At 69.4% G+C, this 20,470-nt stretch carries 17 protein-coding genes; 5 read left to right on the top strand and 12 right to left on the bottom strand.

The genetic code is table 11. The features are described from left to right. Positions 1-433 precede the first annotated feature (433 nt). The 5 genes from IDM29_RS01165 to IDM29_RS01185 all read left to right on the top strand — a co-directional run bounded on the left by IDM29_RS01165 (position 434) and on the right by IDM29_RS01185 (position 6,328). Positions 434-1,768 (top strand): ABC transporter substrate-binding protein, encoded by a 1,335-nt coding sequence (locus IDM29_RS01165; protein WP_188037045.1) that lies wholly within the window; start codon positions 434-436, stop codon positions 1,766-1,768. A 117-nt stretch (positions 1,769-1,885) separates the two neighbouring features. After that, positions 1,886-2,965 (top strand): carbohydrate ABC transporter permease, encoded by a 1,080-nt coding sequence (locus IDM29_RS01170; protein WP_375372389.1) that lies wholly within the window; start codon positions 1,886-1,888, stop codon positions 2,963-2,965. Continuing rightward, positions 2,962-3,873: a carbohydrate ABC transporter permease gene (locus tag IDM29_RS01175; protein ID WP_182111820.1), complete on the top strand. Its 912-nt coding sequence runs from the start codon at positions 2,962-2,964 to the stop codon at positions 3,871-3,873. The genes IDM29_RS01170 and IDM29_RS01175 overlap by 4 nt, the downstream gene beginning before the upstream one ends. Further along, a complete protein-coding gene (locus tag IDM29_RS01180) occupies positions 3,870-5,306 on the top strand; it encodes a GH1 family beta-glucosidase (protein WP_188037046.1) in 1,437 nt (478 codons plus the stop codon). The genes IDM29_RS01175 and IDM29_RS01180 overlap by 4 nt, the downstream gene beginning before the upstream one ends. Further along, positions 5,303-6,328 (top strand): LacI family DNA-binding transcriptional regulator, encoded by a 1,026-nt coding sequence (locus tag IDM29_RS01185; protein WP_188037047.1) that lies wholly within the window; start codon positions 5,303-5,305, stop codon positions 6,326-6,328. Before IDM29_RS01180 ends, IDM29_RS01185 begins: the two co-directional genes overlap by 4 nt. A 27-nt stretch (positions 6,329-6,355) precedes the next feature. On the opposite strand, the gene IDM29_RS01190 is transcribed toward IDM29_RS01185, so the two are convergent. The 12 genes from IDM29_RS01190 to IDM29_RS01245 form a co-directional block, all read right to left on the bottom strand. Further along, positions 6,356-7,153, bottom strand: a complete 798-nt coding sequence (locus tag IDM29_RS01190) for a VIT family protein (RefSeq protein WP_255499766.1) — start codon at positions 7,151-7,153, stop codon at positions 6,356-6,358. Between the two features lie 65 nt (positions 7,154-7,218). Then, on the bottom strand, positions 7,219-7,989 hold the full coding sequence (locus IDM29_RS01195) for a triacylglycerol lipase (protein ID WP_188037048.1): 771 nt from the start codon (positions 7,987-7,989) through the stop codon (positions 7,219-7,221). Then, complete coding sequence (locus IDM29_RS01200; RefSeq protein WP_188037049.1) at positions 7,986-8,822, bottom strand: alpha/beta fold hydrolase; 837 nt, start codon at positions 8,820-8,822, stop codon at positions 7,986-7,988. Before IDM29_RS01200 ends, IDM29_RS01195 begins: the two co-directional genes overlap by 4 nt. Before the next feature lie 72 nt (positions 8,823-8,894). After that, positions 8,895-11,183 (bottom strand): bifunctional diguanylate cyclase/phosphodiesterase, encoded by a 2,289-nt coding sequence (locus IDM29_RS01205; RefSeq protein ID WP_188037050.1) that lies wholly within the window; start codon positions 11,181-11,183, stop codon positions 8,895-8,897. Positions 11,184-11,376: 193 nt separating this feature from the next. After that, complete coding sequence (locus tag IDM29_RS01210; protein ID WP_188037051.1) at positions 11,377-11,880, bottom strand: CAP domain-containing protein; 504 nt, start codon at positions 11,878-11,880, stop codon at positions 11,377-11,379. Then, on the bottom strand, positions 11,864-12,832 hold the full coding sequence (locus tag IDM29_RS01215) for a GDP-L-fucose synthase (protein ID WP_188037052.1): 969 nt from the start codon (positions 12,830-12,832) through the stop codon (positions 11,864-11,866). The genes IDM29_RS01210 and IDM29_RS01215 overlap by 17 nt, the downstream gene beginning before the upstream one ends. Beyond that, complete coding sequence (gmd, locus tag IDM29_RS01220) at positions 12,829-13,872, bottom strand: GDP-mannose 4,6-dehydratase (protein ID WP_223147834.1); 1,044 nt, start codon at positions 13,870-13,872, stop codon at positions 12,829-12,831. The genes IDM29_RS01215 and gmd overlap by 4 nt, the downstream gene beginning before the upstream one ends. A 417-nt stretch (positions 13,873-14,289) precedes the next feature. Continuing rightward, positions 14,290-15,507 carry a hypothetical protein gene (locus IDM29_RS01225; RefSeq protein ID WP_188037054.1) on the bottom strand — a complete coding sequence of 406 codons (1,218 nt, stop codon included), beginning with the start codon at positions 15,505-15,507 and terminating at the stop codon, positions 14,290-14,292. Between the two features lie 168 nt (positions 15,508-15,675). Beyond that, a complete protein-coding gene (locus tag IDM29_RS01230; RefSeq protein ID WP_188037055.1) occupies positions 15,676-16,428 on the bottom strand; it encodes a glycosyltransferase family 2 protein in 753 nt (250 codons plus the stop codon). Continuing rightward, positions 16,422-18,404: a glycosyltransferase gene (locus tag IDM29_RS01235; protein ID WP_223147830.1), complete on the bottom strand. Its 1,983-nt coding sequence runs from the start codon at positions 18,402-18,404 to the stop codon at positions 16,422-16,424. Before IDM29_RS01235 ends, IDM29_RS01230 begins: the two co-directional genes overlap by 7 nt. Before the next feature lie 7 nt (positions 18,405-18,411). After that, entirely contained in the window at positions 18,412-19,479 is a 1,068-nt protein-coding gene (locus IDM29_RS01240; RefSeq protein ID WP_188037057.1) for a polysaccharide pyruvyl transferase family protein, read from the bottom strand. After that, complete coding sequence (locus IDM29_RS01245) at positions 19,476-20,450, bottom strand: glycosyltransferase (protein WP_188037058.1); 975 nt, start codon at positions 20,448-20,450, stop codon at positions 19,476-19,478. The genes IDM29_RS01240 and IDM29_RS01245 overlap by 4 nt, the downstream gene beginning before the upstream one ends. Between the last annotated feature and the right edge of the window lie 20 nt (positions 20,451-20,470).

Raw genomic sequence — 20,470 nt, forward strand, 5'->3', positions numbered from 1 at the left:
GTCGAGGAGGCGCACGGCCGACGCTCCCGCGCCGTGCGCGGCCGGTTCGTCGGCGACGTGCCGGCCCCGGGGCGCAGGCGCGGACCCGGCGTCGTGCGCGGACCGCGGTTCCCGCGGCTCCGGCGGCGCGGTCGGCGCTGCTGTCGAGGGCGTGTCCACTCACCGAGCATCGCGTGGGACCCGCGCCCTGTCGCGCCGAGCGGCGCCGGGCCCCGGCGGGAGCGACGCCGAGCCCCGGCGAGAGCCGCCCTCGGTCACGATCGGGTCACGACCGTTGACACCGGTCGACGCACGGGCGCACGGTGTGCGCAATCGATGAGACCGGTCTCAGAACGCTACCGACCGCCGTGCGCGTGCGGATGGGACCGATCCCAGCCGACGCCTCCGCGCTCGTCCCGAGCGTGGCACGTACGGAGCGGCAGAGCAGCCGCTCATGACGACGAAGGAGTCACACGTGCGCACCACCAGGAAGCGGTCACTCACCCTCGGCGCCGGCGTGGCGGGGTTCGCCCTGCTCGCCAGCGCCTGCAGCACCGGCACCGGCACCGACGACGACGCCGGCGGCGACGAGGGCGAGGGCGGTGGTGACTCCGAGGAGATCACCCTCACCGTCGCGACGTTCAACGAGTTCGGGTACGAGGAGCTCGTCGAGGAGTACATGGACCTCAACCCCGGGATCACGGTCGAGCACCGCAAGGCCGCGACAGCCAACGAGGCGCGCGACAACCTCAACACCCGCCTCGCGGCCGGCTCCGGACTCGCGGACATCGAGGCCATCGAGGTCGACTGGCTGACCGAGCTCATGCAGTTCTCGGACAAGTTCGTGGACCTCAGCGACCCGGAGGTCGAGGACCGCTGGATCGACTGGAAGACCGAGGCCGCCACCACCGAGGACGGCATGCTCATGGGCTACGGCACGGACATCGGGCCGCAGGGCATCTGCTACCGCTCGGACCTGTTCGCGGCCGCCGGCCTGCCGACGGACCGCGAGGAGGTCGCGGCGCTGCTCGAGGGCGACTGGGAGAACTACTTCACGGTCGGCGAGCAGTTCGTCGCCAACTCCGACGCCGCCTGGTTCGACTCGGCCGGCGCGACCTACCAGGCGATGGTCAACCAGCTCGAGAACGCCTACGAGGAGGACGACGGCACGCCCATCCCGCTCGAGGGCTCGGAGGTCGAGGACCTCTACACCACCGTCCTGGAGGCGAGCGTCGACCGCGAGCTGTCCGCGCACCTCGCGCAGTGGAGCGACGACTGGAACGCCGCGTTCCAGAACGGCGCCTTCGCCACGATGGCCTGCCCCGGCTGGATGCTCGGCATCATCGAGGGCAACGCGGCGGGCGTGACCGGCTGGGACATCGCCGACGTCTTCCCCGGCGGCGGCGGCAACTGGGGCGGGTCCTACCTCACGGTGCCGACCCAGTCCGAGCACCCGGAGGAGGCCATGGCGCTCGCCAACTGGCTGACCGCTCCCGAGCAGCAGATCAAGGCGTTCAACTCCAAGGGCACGTTCCCGAGCCAGTCCGCGGCGCACGAGTCGGACGACCTCCTCACCTCCACGAACGACTTCTTCAACGACGCCCCGACCGGGCAGATCCTCGTGAACCGCGCCGAGGCGGTCACGGCCACCCCCTACAAGGGCACGAACTACTTCGCGATCCACACCACGGTCGCCGACGGCCTGACCCGCGTCGACGTGGACCAGACCGACGACGCCGCGTCCTCCTGGGAGAAGACGCTCCAGGCGTACGCCGAGCTCGGCCTCTGACCGAGCAGTCCGGACCGCACGGTCCGCGATGAGCGCGGGCCGGGCCGGGGAGCACGCCACCCCGGCCCGGCCCGGCGTTCGCACGGACGACGTCGTCTTCGCCACCTGGAGCTTCCCGTGTCAGTGACCGTCCCCGTCGGGACCGAGCCCGAGCGCCCCGAGCAGGACGAGCGCGCGACCTCGGCCGCCACCGCACCACCGGACGACGCCCGCCAGCGCCTGCGCAACCTGCGCGGCAGGCTCGACGTCCGGCTCTCGCCCTACCTGTACATCTCGCCGTTCTTCGTCGTCTTCGCGATCGTCGGGCTGTTCCCGCTGGTCTACACCGCGTACGTCTCGTTCCACGAGTGGCACCTCATCGGCGGCCAGGGCGAGTTCGTCGGGTGGCAGAACTACACCGACGTCCTGCAGCAGCCCCGGTTCATGACCGCGCTGCGGAACACGTTCAGCATCTTCCTGCTGTCGTCCGTGCCGCAGCTCATCGCGGCCATCGTCATCGCGGCGGTCCTCGACGCCAACCTGCGCGCCAAGACCTTCTGGCGCATGGGCGTCCTGCTGCCCTACGTCGTCGCCCCGGTCGCGGTGGCGCTCATCTTCTCGCGCCTCTTCGCCGACCAGGCGGGCATGGTCAACACGCTCCTGGGGACGGTCGGGATCGAGCCGATCCGCTGGCACGCCGACGCGCTCGCCAGCCACGTCGCGATCGCGACGATGGTCAACTTCCGGTGGATCGGCTACAACACGCTGATCTTCCTCGCGGCGATGCAGGCGATCCCGCGCGACATCTACGAGGCGTCAGTCATCGACGGCGCCAACCGCTTCCGGCAGTTCTTCTCGGTCACCGTCCCGATGCTCCGGCCGACGATGATCTTCGTCATCCTGACCTCGACCATCGGGGGCCTGCAGATCTTCGACGAGCCGCGCATGTACGACCAGCTCGGCACGGGCGGCGCGGACCGGCAGTGGATGACGGTGACGATGTTCCTCTACGAGCTCGGTTGGGGCGCGCAGAAGAGCTTCGGCCGCGCGGCCGCCGTCGCGTGGATCCTCTTCCTCATCATCGTCGTGATCGGCCTCGTCAACTTCGCGCTCACCCGGCGCATCGCGTCCACCGGCCAGGCCGACCCCGGCCGGCGTCAGCGCCGCGCCGCCGCGCGTGCCGCCGCCCGCACCACCGAGAAGGGCGGACGGCGATGAGCTCTGTTCCCATGATCGCCCAGACCGCGGGGGCCGGGGCCGCGCGTGCCGCGGCCCGCAAGCGCGGGCTCGGGGGCGCCGGCGTCAACCGCCGCCCCGGCTGGGTCACGTACGTGATCCTCGGCCTGGTGCTCGCGATCTCCGCGTACCCGATCTACTACGCGTTCCTCCTGGCGTCGTCGGACTCGGCGACGATCGCGCAGAACCCGGTGCCCTCGCTGATCCCGGGGCCGAACCTGCTCGAGAACCTGGGCCGCGTCGTCTCCTCGGACATCAAGTTCTGGCAGGCGGTCACCAACAGCGTGGTCGTCTCCGTCGTCACGTCGGTGTCCGTCGTCTTCTTCGCGACGCTGGCCGGCTTCGCCTTCGCGAAGCTGCGCTTCCGCGGCCGGCGCGGGCTGCTCGTCTTCATCGTCGCGACGATGGCGGTGCCCGTGCAGCTCGGCGTCGTCCCGCTGTTCATCGTGATGTCGAAGCTCGAGTGGACCGGCAAGCTCATCGCCGTCATCGTGCCGAGCATGGTCACGGCGTTCGGCGTCTTCTGGATGACCCAGTACCTCGAGGAGGCGCTGCCGTACGAGCTCATCGAGGCGGCGCGCGTGGACGGCTGCTCGATGATCCGGACGTTCTGGCACGTGGCGCTGCCCGCCGCGCGCCCGGCGGCGGCCATGCTGGCGCTGTTCACGTTCGTCGGCTCGTGGACGGCCTTCTTCTGGCCGTTCATCGTCCTCGGGTCCTCGAACCCGACGCTCCCGGTGGCGCTCCAGCTCCTCCAGGCCTCGTACTTCAAGGACTACGCTCTGATCATGGCAGGCGTCGTCGCAGCAACACTCCCCCTCATCCTCCTGTTCGTGCTCGCCGGCAAGCAGCTGGTGTCCGGCATCATGCAGGGCGCGGTGAAGGGATGAACCACGACCTGAAGCTCCCCCGCGGCTTCGTCTGGGGAGCGGCCACCGCCGCCTTCCAGATCGAGGGCGCCAGCACCGCCGACGGCCGCACCGACTCCATCTGGGACACGTTCTGCCGCGTCCCGGGCGCCGTCGCCAACGGCGACACCGGCGAGGTCGCGTGCGACCACTACCACCGCTGGCCGCAGGACATCGCCCTGATGACCGAGCTCGGCCTCGGGGCGTACCGCTTCTCGACCGCCTGGCCGCGGATCATGCCCGAGCCCGGCCGCGTCGAGCAGCGTGGGATCGACTTCTACTCGCGCCTGGTCGACGGCCTCCTCGAGGCGGGCGTCACGCCGTGGCTGACCCTCTACCACTGGGACATGCCGCAGTGGCTCGAGGACCGGGGCGGCTGGACCTCGCGCGAGGTCGTGGACCACTTCACCGAGTACGCGATGGTGCTCCACTCCGCGCTCGGCGACCGGGTCCGGCAGTGGACGACCCTGAACGAGCCGTGGTGCAGCGCGTTCCTCGGCTACGCCGGCGGGCAGCACGCGCCCGGGCGGCAGGAGCCGCAGGCCGCGGTCTCCACGGCCCACCACCTGCTGCTCGCTCACGGTCACGTGATCCGCGAGATCCGCGCGGTGGACCCGACGGCGTCGCTCGGCATCACGCTGAACTTCACGGTGACCGACCCGGTCGACCCGTCCGACGAGGCCGACGTCCGCGCGGCCGCGCTGGTCGAGACGATGCAGAACCGGCTGTTCGTGGAGCCTGTCGTGCTGGGCGCCTACCCCCAGGACGCGGTCGACGCGTTCGCGGCGGTCGGCACCGAGCTGCCGGTGCGCGACGGCGACCTGGAGGTCATCGCGACGCCGATCGACTTCCTGGGCGTCAACTACTACAACGGCATGGCCATCACGGGCCACCAGCCGGCTCCCGAGACGGTGGTGCCCGCGGGGGCGCCCCCCGAGCGCACGGTCAGCAACCCGTCGGTCGGCGTCGTCGGCGCCTACCCGGTCTCGCGCGGCCTGCCGCGCACGGCCATGGACTGGGAGGTCCAGCCGGACGGGCTCGAGCGCCTGCTCATCGGGCTCCACAAGGACTACACGGGGCCCGCCGGGATCCCGCTGTACGTCACGGAGAACGGCTCGGCGTTCGAGGACGAGGTCGGCCCGGACGGCACGGTGCACGACGTCGAGCGCACCGACTACCTGGTCGAGCACCTCGCGGCGCTCGGCCGCGCGGTGGAGGCGGGCGCGGACGTGCGCGGCTACTTCGCGTGGTCGCTGCTCGACAACTTCGAGTGGGCGTTCGGCTACGACAAGCGGTTCGGCATCGTCCACGTCGACTTCGAGACGCTCGAGCGCACGCCCAAGACCAGCGCCCGGGTCTACGCCTCAGCGATCGCGACCGGCACCGTGCCCCTGGGCGGTACGGTGCGCCCGTGACCCCCAGCCCGCTCGCCCGCCGGGGGGCACCGACGATCCGCCAGGTGGCGGCGGCTGCCGGTGTCTCCCGGGCGACGGCCTCGCGCGTGATCAACGGCGGCAACCTGGTGAGCCCGCAGGCGCGCGCCGCCGTGGAGCGGGCGATCGCGGAGCTGGCGTTCGTGCCGAACCCGGTGGCGCGCAACCTCGCGACCAGGCGCACGGGCTCGGTCGCCCTCGTGGTGCCCGAGCCGAACAACCGGCTGCTGACGGATCCCTTCTTCGGCGGCATCGTCAACGGGCTGAGCCTGGCGCTCGACGACTCGGACCTGCAGATGGTCCTCGTCATCGCGCGCCGGGGCGCGAGCACGGAGCGCGCCTCGCGGTACCTCACGCAGGGCCACGTCGACGGCGCCGTCGTCGCCTCGCACCACCGCGACGACGCGCTCAACCGCGAGCTGGTCGACTCCGGCCTCCCCTGCGTCTTCCTGGGGCGCCCGCTCGACGTGCGCCACCCGTACTACGTCGACGTCGACCACACGGCCGGTGCGCGCATGGCGACGGAGCACCTCATCGCGTCGGGCCGCACCCGCATCGCCACCATCGCCGGCCCGCCGGACATGACCGCGGGCGTCGACCGGCTGGCCGGCTGGCGCGAGGCGATGCGCACGGCGGGCCAGGCTGACGATGCCGTCGAGTTCGGCGACTTCACGGCGCGCGGCGGAGCGGCGGCCATGGCGCGCCTGCTCGAGGCGCACCCGGACCTCGACGCGGTGTTCGTCGCCAACGACCTCATGGCCTCGGCCGCGCTGACGCACCTCGCCCAGCGCGGGCGGCGCGTGCCCGAGGAGATCGCGGTGTTCGGGTTCGACGACATCGGGGTCGCCGAGACCACCGACCCGCCGCTCAGCACGGTCGCCCAGCCGCTCGACCAGATGGTGGCTCGGGCCGCGGTGATGCTGCTCGCGCTCCTCGCCGGCGAGGAGGTCCCGCCGCAGCCGATCCTGTACGAGGCGCGCCTGTCCCTGCGCGAGAGCGCGTAGGCGTCGCCTCCCCACCAGGGGCGGTGGTCAGGCGAGGACGGTCTGACCGAGCGCGTTGCCGATGGCGAAGGTGATCGCCATCGCGAGCACTCCCCCGACGATGAGCCGTACGACGGCGCGGAGCCGCCGCGCGCGGCCGAGCCGGGCGCTGATGGTCCCCGTCAGGGCGAGCGCCACGACGACGGCGGCGGCCGTCACCGCCACGCGCGTGCCGGGCGGCGCGAGCACCACCGCGAGCAGCGGGAGCAGCGCGCCCACGGTGAACGAGACGGCCGAGGCGAAGGCGGCCTGCCACGGGTTCGTCCGCTCGAGGGGGTCCAGGCCCAGCTCGGCCTCGACGTGCGCGCCGACGGCGTCGTGGGCGGTGAGCTCGAGCGCGACCTGACGCGCGGTCTCCGGCGCCAGGCCACGGGCCTCGTAGAGCCCGGTGAGCTCGGCGAGCTCGCCCTCGGGGTCGTCGGCCAGCTCCTGACGCTCGAGCGCGATGAGGGCGCGCTCGGTGTCGCGCTGGCTGCTGACGGACACGTACTCGCCCAGGGCCATCGAGACCGCCCCGGAGGCCAGGCTGGCGACGCCGGCGACGAGGATCGCCTTGCTGTCGTCGGTCGCGGCCGCGACGCCGATCACCAGGCCGGCGGTCGAGATGATCCCGTCGTTCGCGCCCAGCACGCCCGCGCGGAGCCAGTTGAGCCGCGCCTGCAGGCCGGCGGCGTGGGGCTCGGCGCGCGCCGGCAGCGCACCGGGCGACCCGGCCACGGCACCCGCCCCGGCCGCGGGCTCACCCGAGCGCATCCCCGACCCGGGCTCGGCGGCGCCGTCTGCCATACCTCGACGCTAGGCCTGCCCCCGGCCGAGCGCCACCACACCGGGACGGCAGCGCGGCGCCTGCGTCAGGCGGTGGACGCGCGGCCCGCCGCGCCACCCGCGCCACCCGGGCCGGGTGGCGCCTGCGGCTGCCCCGCCTCGCCCCGCACCGCGTCGAGGAGGATCCGCTCGAGCCGCGGGTCCGCGAGCGCGCGGAAGTGCCCGGGCGTCGCCAGCTCGACGTTCGCCGCACCGGGCAGCACGCTGCCGCCGGGGATGTGCGGGTCCCACGGCGCGTAGACCGAGGTGATGCGCGCGTTGACCTCGCGCTCCGTCCCCAGCTCGAGCAGGCCGACGTCGTCGGGCCGGAACACGCGCAGGGACGCGATCGGGAGCCACCGCGCGTACGCCGACCCCGCGAACGGCGTGTTGATGGCGACCATCGAGCGGATGCGCCCATCCGGGTCCTCGCGCAGCATCGCGCGCTTGCCGATGAGCCCGCCCTTGCTGTGCGCGACGACGACGACGTCGCGCAGGTCCTGCTCGCGCAGGTACCTCCCCAGCACCTGCGCGGCCGCCGGGATGGGCCCGACGTTGTAGCCGAGCGCGGGCAGCACGTGCACGCCGTGCCCGTTGCGGTGCAGCAGGTCCGCGACGGGCCGCATGAACGGCCAGCTCTCGTACACCCCCGGCACCAGGACGACGTCGGGCGCGACCCGCCCGTCCCGGTAGGCGTCCGCCCCGCCGCGCCGCAGCAGCCCCTCCGCCTGCCGGACGACGACGTACGCGTAGTCGGTCGTGCGCCACCACGCGTGGCGGGCGTGCCGGGCGACGAACCTCGCGGCGCGTCCGATCACGACGGGCCCGCGACGGGCACCGCTCCGCCGCCGGCCCGCTCCGCCCCGAGCCCAGCAGCAGCACCGGCCAGCCCTCGCACCTCGTCCGCCACCTCGCCGGGCCGGCGCATCATCAGGACGTGCCCGGCCCCCGCCGCCTCGGCGATCCGCGCGTCGAGCGCGCGCCGCGCCAGGCCCTCGAGGTACTGCGGCTGGGCGACGGGGTCCTTCCCACCGCGCATGAGCAGCACGGGCACGACGAGCTCGGCGAGCCGGTCCTCGAGCGGGTAGTCGATCATGTGCGGCAACGTGGCGAGGTACCGCCGCGGTCCCGCCCGGAAGTAGTCGGAGAACACCGTCCAGTTGGCACGCGGCGTCTCGTGCCGCGTGCCGCGCAGCAGCCGCAGGCCCTGGCGCACGGCGGACCGCGCCCCGGGCTCGGTGACCGGTCCGAACAGCGCGACCGCCGACGCCAGCCCCGGTGAGGCGGCCGCCGCCTCCGTGACCACCTGGGTCCCCATCGAGTGCCCCACCAGCACCACGCCGGACCAGCCCTCGCGCGCGACCAGCTCGGTCACCACGCGCGCGTGCTCGGCGATGCCGAGGGTCGCGCCCGTCCACCGGCTCGCGCCGAACCCCGGCAGGTCCGGGACGAGCACGGGCCCGGTTCGCGCCAGCTCGCGCGCGAGCGGCTCGAAGTACCGCCCCGACACGCCGATGCCGTGCACGAGGACCACGGGCGGCATCGCACCGGCACCCCCGCCCGCGGGGCCGAGGCGCACGACGGCGACGTCGTGCCCCGCGGCGCGGACGGTCTCGCGCACCACGGTCAGGCCCTGCGTCGCGTCAGTCATGACCGTCAACGTACGTGGCCGCGCCCGGTCCGGCGCGGCGACGTCGTCGTCCCGCGGCGCGGGACCGGCGCGTCAGGCGGTGCGCTGCACCGGGATGCGCTCGCGCACCAGGCCGGGCACGCGCGTCTCGATCGCGTCGAGCATCGCGGGGATCCGGTCGGCCGACGTCGGCCGCCCCAGCCCGAAGCCCTGGGCCGCGTAGCAACCCATGTCACGCAGGGCGAGGAGCGTCGCGTCGTCCTCGACGCCCTCCGCGACGACCGCCAGGCCCAGGTGGCGGGCGAGCTCGACCGTCGAGCGCACGATCGCCGCGCTCGCGTCGTCGTCGAGCAGGCCGGCGACGAAGGAGCGGTCGATCTTCAGCCGCCGCACCGGGAGCCGGGTGAGGTAGGCGAGCGAGGAGTAACCGGTGCCGTAGTCGTCGACCGAGAGCATGACGCCCAGCTCGTCGAGCGCGCCCAGCACCTCGAGCGAGCGCGCCGGGTCCAGCATCGCCATGGTCTCGGTGACCTCGAGCTCGAGCTGCGTCGCCGGGATCTGGTGCCGCTCCAGCGCGCGCCGGACGTCGTTCACGAAGTGCGGGTCCAGCAGGTTGCGGACCGAGAGGTTCACCGAGACGGGGATCGTCCGCCCGCCCGCGCGCCACAGCGCGGCCTGCGCGAGCGTGCGGTCCAGCACGTGCAGCGTGAGGGCGCGGATGAGACCGGTGCGCTCGGCGGCGGGCACGAACGCCAGCGGCCCGAGCATGCCGTGCTCGGGGTGCTGCCAGCGGACCAGGGCCTCGACGCCGACGACGCGCCCGGTGCTGATCTCGACCTGCGGCTGGAAGTGGACCACGACCTGGTTCTCCGCCATGGCCGACGTCAGCTCGCTCATGAGCTGGGGCGTCAGCGCGCCGCCCGTCTCCATCTGCTGGGCGTAGCGCGCCACGAGGTCGCGCCGCTCGCGCGCCGCGGACAGCGCGACGTCGGCACGCTGCAGCAGCGCCCCGGCGTCGGCGGCGTCGTCGGGCGCCAGGGCGACGCCGATGGCGATATCGACGCTGACGGTGACCTCGCCGAGCCGGAAGGGCTCCGCGAAGAGCTCGCGGATGTCGATGGCACGCTCGACCGCGCGCGTCCCCGACCTCACGCCGGGGAGCAGCACCCCGAATGCCTCGCCACCCAGGCGGGCGACGACGCCGTCGGCGTCTGCCGCGACCACCAGCCGCCCCGCCACGGCGCGCAGCAGCTCGTCACCCGTGCGCAGGCCGAGCGTCTCGTTGATCTCCGCGAAGCGTTCGACGCCGACCAGCAGCAGCGCGGCGCCGCGTGCGGGTGCCCCGGCGTCGGGACCGCCAAGCGCGTCCTCGATGCGCGCCGTGAGGCGACGACCGTTCTCGAGGCCGGTGAGGAAGTCGGTCTCGGCCAGGTGCGCCAGGTCGCGCGCCTGCTGCGACATCCGGTGCACCAGGCCGAGCATCCGCAGCAGCACGAAGCCGATGAGCGGGAGCGCGGCGACCATGACCTCGACGCTGTGCAGGGGGACGCCGAGCACGGCCTCGATGAGCACGAGCGCGGGGAGGACCAGGCTCACTCCGGCCAGGAAGGCCACGCGCCGGACCGTCAGCGGCAGCGCCGTGCCGGACGGCTCGTCGCCGGCTCGCGCCATCGACGGGTGCAGTGCGGCCGCGGCCCAGCAGGCGTACGGCGCGATCCACAGCGGGTCGATCAGGCCCATGTCGGCCGCGAGAACCGGGAGGTAGGCGCCGGCCTGGAACAGCAGGTCGGCGACGAGCACGAGGCCGAACCCGGCACCGAGCAGGACGAGGGCCGGCGTGCGGCGGCGGGCGTTCATGAGACGCACGAGCTGGGTCACGAGCACCACGTCGCCGACCGGGTACGCCACCCCCACGACGCGCTCCAGCAGGGTGCCCTCCGGGTCCGTCCAGGACGGGGCGATGAAGAACACCCACAGCACGAGCCCGAGCGTGGTGGCGACGATCAGCGCGTCGAGCAGCGCGTCGCGGCCGGCGGTCCTGCCCGCGGGTCGCGAGAGGAGCGCCAGTCCCCAGGCGAGCACCGGGTACGCGAGGACGTAGGCGTAGTCGGCGACCGAGGGGAACGCGTCGGACCCCAGCACGTGCTCGACGACCGCCCAGAGCACGTCGCCCAGCGCCCAGCAGCCGACGCCGGCGGCGAGCAGGTACCAGGGCGCGCGACGGACCGGTCGGTGCACGCGGACGCCGACGACGATCGCGACGACCGAGAGCACGCCGACGACGGCGATGAGGAACTCACGCAGAGCGGTCGACTGGAGCGGGACCACCGCGACGGCGGCGAGGAGGCCGACGGCGAGACACCGAGCCGAGGCGGGGCCCATGCGGTCGTCCTCCCTGCTGGACCGTCATGGCCCCGGTCGCGCGGGGCCGTCGCCGGTCAGTGCCGGCGGGCAACCCGCGTGGATCCAGCGGCGTCCTGCCGCCACACAGGTGATCGGCGGGAGGGGACCGGACTTGAGGAGGCGCGACGCGCGAATTCGGGCACGCCGGGTGAATCACACCCCCGCCGAGGGCTCAGGGACCGAGGAAGATCTGGGAGCAGAGCATCTCGTCGCCGTCCTCGACGCACCCGACGCCGAGGTGCGTGAGCTCGGGATCGAGGATGTTGGCCCGGTGCCCGGGCGACTCCATCCAGGCGTCGACGACGTCCTCGGGGGATGCCGCCGCCCGGCTGAGGTTCTCCGCGGCCACGGAGACGCCGCACTCGGCCATGACGTCGTCCAGGGGGGCGTGGTCGAGGTCCGCCGAGTCGCTCAGGCTCGCGAGGCGCTGCGTGGCCGCCGCCGCGGCACACGTCGACAGCTCCACCTCGCCGACGCCGTCCGCCTCGCGACGTTCGTTCGTCCTGTCGAAGAGATCTTCGGCGTAGGCCGCCGGGTCCAGGACGACGGTGGGCGTGGGCGCTCCACCGTTGGACCCACCCGCCGCGCACGCCGTGAGCAGCAGCGACGCGGCGACGAACTGCGCTGCGCGGCGACCGGGTCCTACCCGCGTCCTGCCGTCAGTGCCGCAGGGCATCACGGTTGTCGCGGAACCAGGCGACAGTCGAGCGGATGCCGTCCTCCAGCGAGACCCGCGGCTCCCAGCCGGCGTCCTTGAGCATGGACACGTCGAGGAGCTTGCGAGGTGTGCCGTCGGGCTTCGAGGTGTCCCACTCGATCGCCCCCTCGTAGCCGACGGCGTCGGCAACGACGTGGGCGAGCTCCTTGATGGTGACGTCGGTCCCGGTCCCCACGTTGACCTGACTCGAACCGTCGTAGTGGTCGAGGAGGTGCAGGCACGCCGACGCCATGTCATCGACGTGGAGGAACTCGCGCCTCGGGCTGCCAGAGCCCCAGTTGGTCACGCTGCTGACCCCGTCGAGCCGCGCCTGCTCATACCGACGGATCAGGGCGGGCAGGACGTGGGAGCCGGTCTCGGAGAAGTTGTCCCCCGGGCCGTACAGGTTGGTGGGCATGGCCGAGATCCACGGCAGTCCGTACTGGCGTCGCACCGACTGGACCTGCATGATCCCGGCGATCTTCGCGATCGCATAGGCATCGTTGGTGGGCTCCAGGTGGCCCGTGAGGAGGTACTCCTCCTTGATCGGCTGCGGTGCCAGCTTGGGGTAGATGCACGACGAGCCGAGGAACAGCAGCCGCTCGACGCCATGCTCGAGCGCCGCATCCATCACGTTGACCTGGATCCTCAGGTTCTCCGAGAGGAAGTCGACGGGATACGTGTTGTTCGCCATGATCCCGCCGACCTTGGCGGCCGCGATGACCGCGTACCGGGGCCGCGCGTCAGCGAAGAACGAGAACACCGCCTCCCGGTCCTTGAGGTCGAGCTCGGCCGACGTCCGCCCCACGAGATCGGTGAAGCCGGCGGTCTCCAGCGCACGCCAGACGGCAGAGCCCACGAGCCCGCGATGGCCTGCCACATAGGTCCGAGACGCGCGGTCCAGCGGGCCCGTCCAACCCTCCGCGGTCACCGTGCCGCCGCGAACGTCGGCCAGCCGTCGAGGGCCGGAGTGTCGATCCAAGGGCGCCCGGCGCACTCGAGCGCCGCGATGTCTGCATCGACCATGATCCGCGCAAGCTGCCCGGTGTCGACGACGGCCTTCCAGCCCAGGAGCCGCTCCGCCTTGCTCGCGTCACCGATGAGCGCGTCGACCTCCGTCGGACGCAGGTAGCGCTCATCGAAACGGACGTGCTTCTCCCAGTCCAGACCGGCGTGCTCGAACGCCGCGACGACGAAGTCGCGCACGGAGTAGTTGCCGCCCGTTGCCAGGACGAAGTCGTCGGGCTCATCCGCCTGCAGCATGCGCCACATGCCCTCGACGTACTCGGGCGCGTAACCCCAGTCGCGAATCGCGTCCAGGTTGCCGAGATACACGTGCTCGTCGAGACCGGCCTTGATCCTCGCCACGGCACGCGTGATCTTGCGGGTCACGAACGTCTCACCACGACGGGGCGACTCGTGGTTGAAGAGGATCCCGTTGACCGCGAACATGCCGTAGCCCTCGCGGTAGTTCTTCGTCACCCAGTAGGCGTAGACCTTGGCCGCGCCGTACGGGGACCGCGGGTAGAACGGCGTGTCCTCGTTCTGGGGCGGAGGCGTAGCGCCGAACATCTCGGAGCTCGACGCCTGGTAGTAGCGGCAGTCGAGACCGGTCATCCGCACGGCCTCGAGCAGGCGCATCGCACCGATACCCGTCGTGTCACCCGTGTGCTCCGGCTCATCGAAGCTCACTCGAACGTGCGACTGCGCCGCAAGATTGTAGACCTCATCAGGCTGGATCTCGTTGAGGAGGGTGACCAAACGGGCACCGTCCGAGAGGTCGCCATAGTGCAAGAACAAACGGGCAGAGGGATCGTGCGGGTCGACGTACAGATGGTCGATACGTGACGTATTGAACGTCGACGCACGCCGAATAAGGCCATGGACCTCGTAACCCTTCCCGAGCAGGAGCTCAGCAAGGTATGAACCATCCTGACCAGTGATGCCCGTGATCAGTGCTCGCTTCATCATGTGCCTCTCGACGGTCATCAATTTCGGACTTCGACTCGATCAAGTTTCCGGCAGAAACTCGTAGCGCCTCGCATCGAAGCCCAGCCTACCGTGGTCCGCCTCGGATTCGAAGCGCAGAAGCAGGACTGCCAATAGGTCGAGGCCGGCCCTGCGTGCCAGCGTCCGAGGCGCCCTCAAAGCCGGGACTACCGCGGCACCCAAGCGCCGCCAAGGCACCAAAAGCAAATCCTGCGGAAACCCTTCCACACAAGGCCCTTCTTGCAGCCCCCCCTTCGCTAAAGCCAGACCATTCCATTGCGCACGATCACCCGAGCAGGCAACGGCGCGAGAGAAGAACGGACCAACCCCGAAACCGCTAACCAGCGTCAAAATGACGACGGAGAGACCAGTGCACACCGCTCGCCTCGCTATGCCAGACTACTTCTTCGGAATGTACCACCGCAGACCGATAGAAGTCGTCACCGGCCAAAGCACCATGACAAGACCGGCGAACGCACCAACGTAAACTCCCGCGGCTCCAATCTCCTTCCCAAGGATATACATTGCAGGCACCGACAGGAGCCCGGCCGTGACGATAACGGCCGCCTGCAGCCAAAGACCACGCCGATCGGTCATTAGCATTCCGATGGGCTGGAACGCGCAAAAGGCAGTCAAATAGGCCCCAGCCGCGAGGGCAAGCCCTAGATCCACAACGAGCGCCCCGCCCGAAACGGAACCCGCCAGCCACGGAACGCCTACGACCACTGCGCAACCAGCCGATACACCGTATCCCGCGAAGACTCCGACGTGCCGCGCTAGCGTGCGGCCGCGTAGTTCGCCCGCGGCCAACGCAATTCGATACCCGGGCCAAAGGGACTGGGCGCCGAACGACGCAACGGATACCGCGGGCCCGACGATCTGGGCAACAAAAGCAAAGGCAGCTAGCGAACTAGCGTCGCCGACGTAGGACGCTACAATGCGGTGCGACTGCGAACCCAGGGCGGTACCAATCGTCAAAACAAAGAAGGGCGCCGCTGACCGCCATAGTTCCGGCGCCGGAGCAGAGCGCTCAGTCTCGCCGAACTCGGCGCGGAGAACGCGACGGGCACGCATGCTGGTCAGCAGAGCAACGAGCAGGGCTGCAAAGCCAGGAACGCAAGCTACCACCCACGACTTAACCCCGACGCCCGCCAGCGCGGCTGCGCAGCAGAGCGTCGTAATAGGGCTCGCTAACCCAATCCACGCCGCCTCGCGCGACCTTGACATCGCTTGAAGCAGGCGCATGCCAAGACCCAGCGGGAGCGCGAACCCGATGAAGCAGATAGTAACCAAGAGAGCGATCTCGGCGCCATTCACAATGGCCGCAGCGCCCAATACGGACGTGAAGAACCCCAATCGATACGCGCTCACGCCGAGGATGGAGATAGCCGCACCCGAAAAACTGAGCAGGATCACCGCGCGTCGAACGGACGCCATGGCAGCCGCGGGGCCGATCTTTCCCGCTCTCGCGTCACTCAGCACATTGACGACCCCGGCACCGAGCCCGAGGTCCGCGAAAGGCAGCGCCACGAGCCACGCAGCGCCGAACGCGTAGAGCGCATAAGAATCGACGCCCCACTGCCGCGTCACGACACCGATGACCACCATGTTGCACACGAACGACACAAGTAGAACCGATGCGCGAGCGACCGCTGCACGGACCCCGTCCGAACGTCGAATAGCGCGCAACCTACTTGCGCGCACTAGCAACGGCCCCTGTCCCCGTCCCAAAATCGTCACAGGCAGCTTTGCTCCTTCTGGCCGCCGTCGGCAGCCCTCCCCCGGCTACGCACCGAGCCGGGCAAGCACCCGCCGCTGAGCGCTGATGCCAAAGTTCGCTAACGTCATGAGCCCGTACGTGCCTCTAGACCCGCCCGGATAGGAGAGGACGCACTGCATGCGACGAAGATCGCGGCTATGCGCAAGCAAGCCGCGGGAGGAACCCGCTCCGTCGCGATCAAACTCGCACAGCACCGCAGGTACCAGCGCCACCGGCCCAGCGAGGGCGCACCGAGCCATAAACAACTGATCTGCCGCCAACCCGAAGTCGACCTCGTAACCGCCCAAGTCGTCAAACAGGCGGCGAGTAAATAGGGCCGCTTGATGGGGAAGCACGATCCTTCCAGTGAGCAGAGCCATAAGGGAAAAGGGGAGCGGGCTCCCTATCCCAACGACACTTCCGCCCCGCGTTATCGCCGAGAGTCCCACCGCCCACGCTGATCCGCTCGCGGCGAGCGCTTCCACGCCCGTACGCGCAGCCGAAACGGAGGCGAACGAGTCGCCCGAGTTCATGAACCAAACGAGATCGCCGGCGCCCATACCCACGCCCTTATTCATCCCGTCATAGCGGCCTCGGTCCGGTTCGGAAACCCAACGGACAGCGGCGGGAAGGCGCCGGAGGTACTCCGAAGTGCCGTCAGTGGATGCGGCATCCACGATCACATGCTCGATTTCAACGCCCTGCTGCACTTCAACACTCGCGCGAGTGCGTTTGAGGCCCGCCAGATCGTTGCGCGTGATCGTGACAACGGTCAGCATTCGTGCCCTCGCTCTATGCCGCGACCCGCGCCACGATCTGAATTCTCGACAAGGAAATCAACGAGACTAGAGTCAGCTATCTGCCCTTGCGCAAAAGCGCTGAGCGCGTCAGTGTACAACTTGCGTCGGTGCACCGCGTCTCGCATTTTCTCCAGCATCTCGGAAAGGCTGGTGTGCGAGTCCATCAGCAATAGGGGGCCGCGTTTCGCAAGTTCGACAAAGACCGGCAAGTTCGGCACGATCACGGCTCGGCCACGGCTCCACGCCTCCCAGACGAACATTGGGTTCAGTTCCCACCTACTGAGCAGGAGCGCGACGTGGCAACTGTCCAGCGCCTCAGCCACATCACCGATATGTCCAACAAGTTCAATGGCAACGTTACTGCTAGCCACCGCTTCGAACTGCCGCTGAAGGATGGCCCGATCCGGACCATCGCCAGCGATCTTGAACATCACTGGTAACGAAGGCGCTAGTTCTTCTGCCATGCGCGGCAGGAGATCATAGCCCTTCTGCGCGTCGAGGCGGCCAGCGCTAAAAACAACGAGCTGCTCGCCATCTTGAAGGCCCCCAGGCGCCACCGTCGGGCGGTCGCTCAACGGCAGGAGCACATTCGGATCGGTCACAATCCTCTGAGCGGCGAAAGGATACCTTGCCCGCAGTTGTGCTGCACCCAATTCCGACGGAGTAGTCACGATGGAGGCACCGCGCACCGCGCGGCGCACAAGAATATTCTCGAGCCATGCGTGGCGATCCGCGTCGTCGATTGATGGGAGTTGATGGAAAGACATAGCGAGCGCTGCGGCCGAAATTCGTGGCGGCGCAACGCCCATGACCACGTGCGAGCCGCGCATTAGCGAGAGCACTGTCGAATATCTTCCCTGCGCCCGCCGGACATGGCCTACTGCCCGAATCAACCCAAGGGGATTGCGAGGAAGGTTCGCGAGTATTAGTTTTCGCGCCGCCTGCTCGACCGGTTCATAATTTCGGCTTGGACCAAACAGCACAATCACGTCGACCGGCACTGGAGCTACCCGAGCGATCAGACCGACGAGGGCCCGCTGCCCTCCGCCTCCCTGAAGCCAGGGCGCGATCACACACACCGCGGCTTCACGCACGGAAGACGCAGGCCGACGCTGCAACCGCTTCAACACCTTACGCAGCCGACGGCCCGGGCTTACCAAAACGGCGGCAGCAGCATAGGCGAAGCCCTTGACGTGGCCGCCGTTGGCCCCGGCGTGCTGGGCCGCGATCGAAAGTGCGTCTGAGGCCATCGCGCGACGACCAAGCACCGTTATACGGGTGCCGTACGTCTTCGAATAGGTCTTTCGCAGAACCTCACGATCGCGCACGGCCGCAAATGCGTCGCGAGTAGACCTACCACCGTAGATTCGATACTCAAGTGCGAGCTTCGGGTGGTGCGCGATTCTCCCGATTGCGGCGAGGCGCACTACCAACTCGTAGTCCTCGGCAAATTTCGGTTCGACCAATGGCGGGTTGCTCTGCACCGCACGGACCACGGCAGCACGCCGCGTCACCTGCGCACCTGGCGGCCAGGGCGCAACGCCGGACGCGAGAAGTCCTTCGACCGTCGTAATGGAAGCGGGCGTTCGTCGTTCTGTAACCCGTCCGCCGGGATAACGCAGGGCGACGCCACCACCGGCGGCTATGTATTCAGCGCTTGTCCGGAGAATCTCTAGCGATGCCCCAACGCCTTCGGGAATGAGTGCGTCGTCCGCGTCCAGAAAGCAGACGTAATCGGCGGCGACTTCCTCGAGCCCACGCCGGCGGGCTGCGGCGGCACCGACGCCGCCAGTCTCCACGACCCTGGCACCCAAATTTCGTGCGATCTTCGCCGTGCTGTCGAGACAGCCATCGGCCACAACCACCACCTCGTCGGCGCTACTCGCCCACGCGGATTGAATGGCGCCCGCTATCGTCGATTCTCCGTCCTTAACGGGGATAATGACGGCGAGCATAGGGTTGTCACGCATGATGGGTGGCCCCTCGCGCGCTCGCGATCAACGTTTCCACCAGCTCACCGCGGCGTGACGAGAGGCGTCGCATCGACCCTTGGCACGCCCGGTCATATTGCCTGCGCACTTCGGCGGTACGTAGTGACTGAATCTGCCGAATGACGAGGTCGACGTCAAAACGTCCGACCGGGTGAACATAGTCACCGAGACCGAGGTCAGCGAAAGCCGCGAAACCCTTCCGCTCGTAGGCGAGGTGGATCACGTAGTGTCCCGCCTGGAGCGCCATAATCGCCGCATGCAGCCTGACCGCAATGACCACCCGCGCCGCGCCCGGCCGAAGCAGCTCCTCACGAGTCAACGTTGTCCGCGGCCCAGTTTTGGCCATCGCTGGGCGGTCGTCATTGCGCCCCGCCGTACTCTGGACGTAGCCATCGAATGTTCTGATGCGTTGGGCAAGCTCCTGCACGGGAGCGGGTACCTCACCCCGCACCGCTCTCACCGTGAGAACGGGGAGATCGGCGTCGTCGAACGGCAGCGTCGGGCGGGCGTCTCGTTGCATGAGCGCGCAGTCGGGCCAACGCTCGACGTTCCCAGTCGCGACCTCCGCCATCGACCGGTCATCCCGCACCAATACGCGGTCCAGCCGCCGCAACAGCATGCGCGCCGGCAAACGCAAGGCACCCAGCGGACCTATTGACTGGGGAAGATAGACGACCGGAGCCTGAGTGCGCGCCGCAGCAAAGAGCTGCGGCCCGTGTATGAGGGCGGTCACGATCGCCTCGCGGGGCCGGCCGAAGCGCATGTAACCGCCGCCAACGCCCAGAACAAGATCCGCGCTTGATAGGTCTCGCAGCAATGAGATGAACTCGCGCTTGTAGCCGGTCATTCTGAGACTGGAGTCGACTACGCGGATACCGAGGTGCTCGAATGTTTTCGGATGGTTCGCAACAAGCGTTATCGCGGTGTCGCTGCCGAATGCATCCCTGATCATCTCGAGGGCCTCATCTACAAGGAGGCCATCGCCGAGGTTGTCCGCGCTGTAGCCATGCAGCAGTACGACGTGAAACTGGCGTCTCATCTTGCACCGCCTATTCCGACAGCGGGCCTCACGGCGATTTCATAGATGCTCAAGAGTTGATCTCTCTGCTTGACGGGAGTTGCTGAATCCGCAAGATCGCGACTGATACGTTTGGCACTCGCGTACTCGTCTTCCTCATAAACCAAGCGGCGCAATACTTCGACGGCCTGCGCCGCGGAGCCAACACGCCTGAGTGTTGTACCGTCAAACGCGTCGATTGGTCGCACCACGATTGGGAGGCCTGCCGCGGCCGCATCCAGTACCGCTAACGGAAAACCCTCATAGGATGCCGTGTGCATGTAGACCCAAGATTCGCGGAGGCTGCCTGCGACGCGGGCCGGGTCAAGCCACCCGGTCACTTCCACCTCGGCATCGGAAAGGGCTCGCTCAAGTTCATCCTCTCCAGCTCCGACCCAGCGGAACCGGAGTTCGGGAAGCTCGACCCGAGCCAGCGCCGCTATATCGGCGAAGAACCTGGGATCCTTCTGCTCCGTCACCCTGCCGATCATCGTGACGACGCGCGGCCTAGGCGCCTCGGCCGGGACATCCGTGCCCAAATGGACGGTCGACGGCACGTTAGTAAGCCTGGCAACAACTGAGGCACCCAGCTCTGCCGCGGTCCTCTCCTCGTGCGGCGTCAATGCTACCGTCACACGCGTTCGCCTCGCGAAGCACATTTCCACGGCCCTGATCGCTAGCGCGCGCAGCCTCGATAACGAAGGGTCGGTAAACTTGAAGCAGTGCGGCTGGTAGACCACCGGGCACTGCGCGACGAGCCGCGCGTAAACGCCGGCCAGGCTGGAGTGGGCGTGCACCAGGTCGGGCTCGAGAGCCGCGAGGACCGCCTTCAGGGTTCGCAGTCGTGAGAGATGCCCGTCCGGCAGTGCGTGGAGCGAAGCGAACGTTCCCTCCGCGCGCGCGATCTTCAGTTCGCTCGACGGGGCCACCAACATGTGCGTCACGTCAGGCACGTTGGCTGCATACTGCCGAA

Source organism: Actinotalea sp. JY-7885 (assembly GCF_014525465.1).
Lineage (GTDB): Bacteria > Actinomycetota > Actinomycetes > Actinomycetales > Cellulomonadaceae > Actinotalea.

Excerpts from the sequence above, each read along its gene's own strand:
- IDM29_RS01210 (WP_188037051.1), bottom strand. The coding sequence starts at position 11,880 with ATGCCCTGCGGCACTGACGGCAGGACGCGGGTAGGACCCGGTCGCCGC.
- IDM29_RS01235 (WP_223147830.1), bottom strand. The coding sequence starts at position 18,404 with ATGCTCGCCGTCATTATCCCCGTTAAGGACGGAGAATCGACGATAGCG.
- gmd (WP_223147834.1), bottom strand. The coding sequence starts at position 13,872 with ATGATGAAGCGAGCACTGATCACGGGCATCACTGGTCAGGATGGTTCA.
- IDM29_RS01190 (WP_255499766.1), bottom strand. The coding sequence starts at position 7,153 with ATGGCAGACGGCGCCGCCGAGCCCGGGTCGGGGATGCGCTCGGGTGAG.
- IDM29_RS01165 (WP_188037045.1), top strand. The coding sequence starts at position 434 with ATGACGACGAAGGAGTCACACGTGCGCACCACCAGGAAGCGGTCACTC.
- IDM29_RS01205 (WP_188037050.1), bottom strand. The coding sequence starts at position 11,183 with ATGGGCCCCGCCTCGGCTCGGTGTCTCGCCGTCGGCCTCCTCGCCGCC.
- IDM29_RS01230 (WP_188037055.1), bottom strand. The coding sequence starts at position 16,428 with ATGCTGACCGTTGTCACGATCACGCGCAACGATCTGGCGGGCCTCAAA.
- IDM29_RS01180 (WP_188037046.1), top strand. The coding sequence starts at position 3,870 with ATGAACCACGACCTGAAGCTCCCCCGCGGCTTCGTCTGGGGAGCGGCC.
- IDM29_RS01240 (WP_188037057.1), bottom strand. The coding sequence starts at position 19,479 with ATGAGACGCCAGTTTCACGTCGTACTGCTGCATGGCTACAGCGCGGAC.
- IDM29_RS01175 (WP_182111820.1), top strand. The coding sequence starts at position 2,962 with ATGAGCTCTGTTCCCATGATCGCCCAGACCGCGGGGGCCGGGGCCGCG.
- IDM29_RS01200 (WP_188037049.1), bottom strand. The coding sequence starts at position 8,822 with ATGACTGACGCGACGCAGGGCCTGACCGTGGTGCGCGAGACCGTCCGC.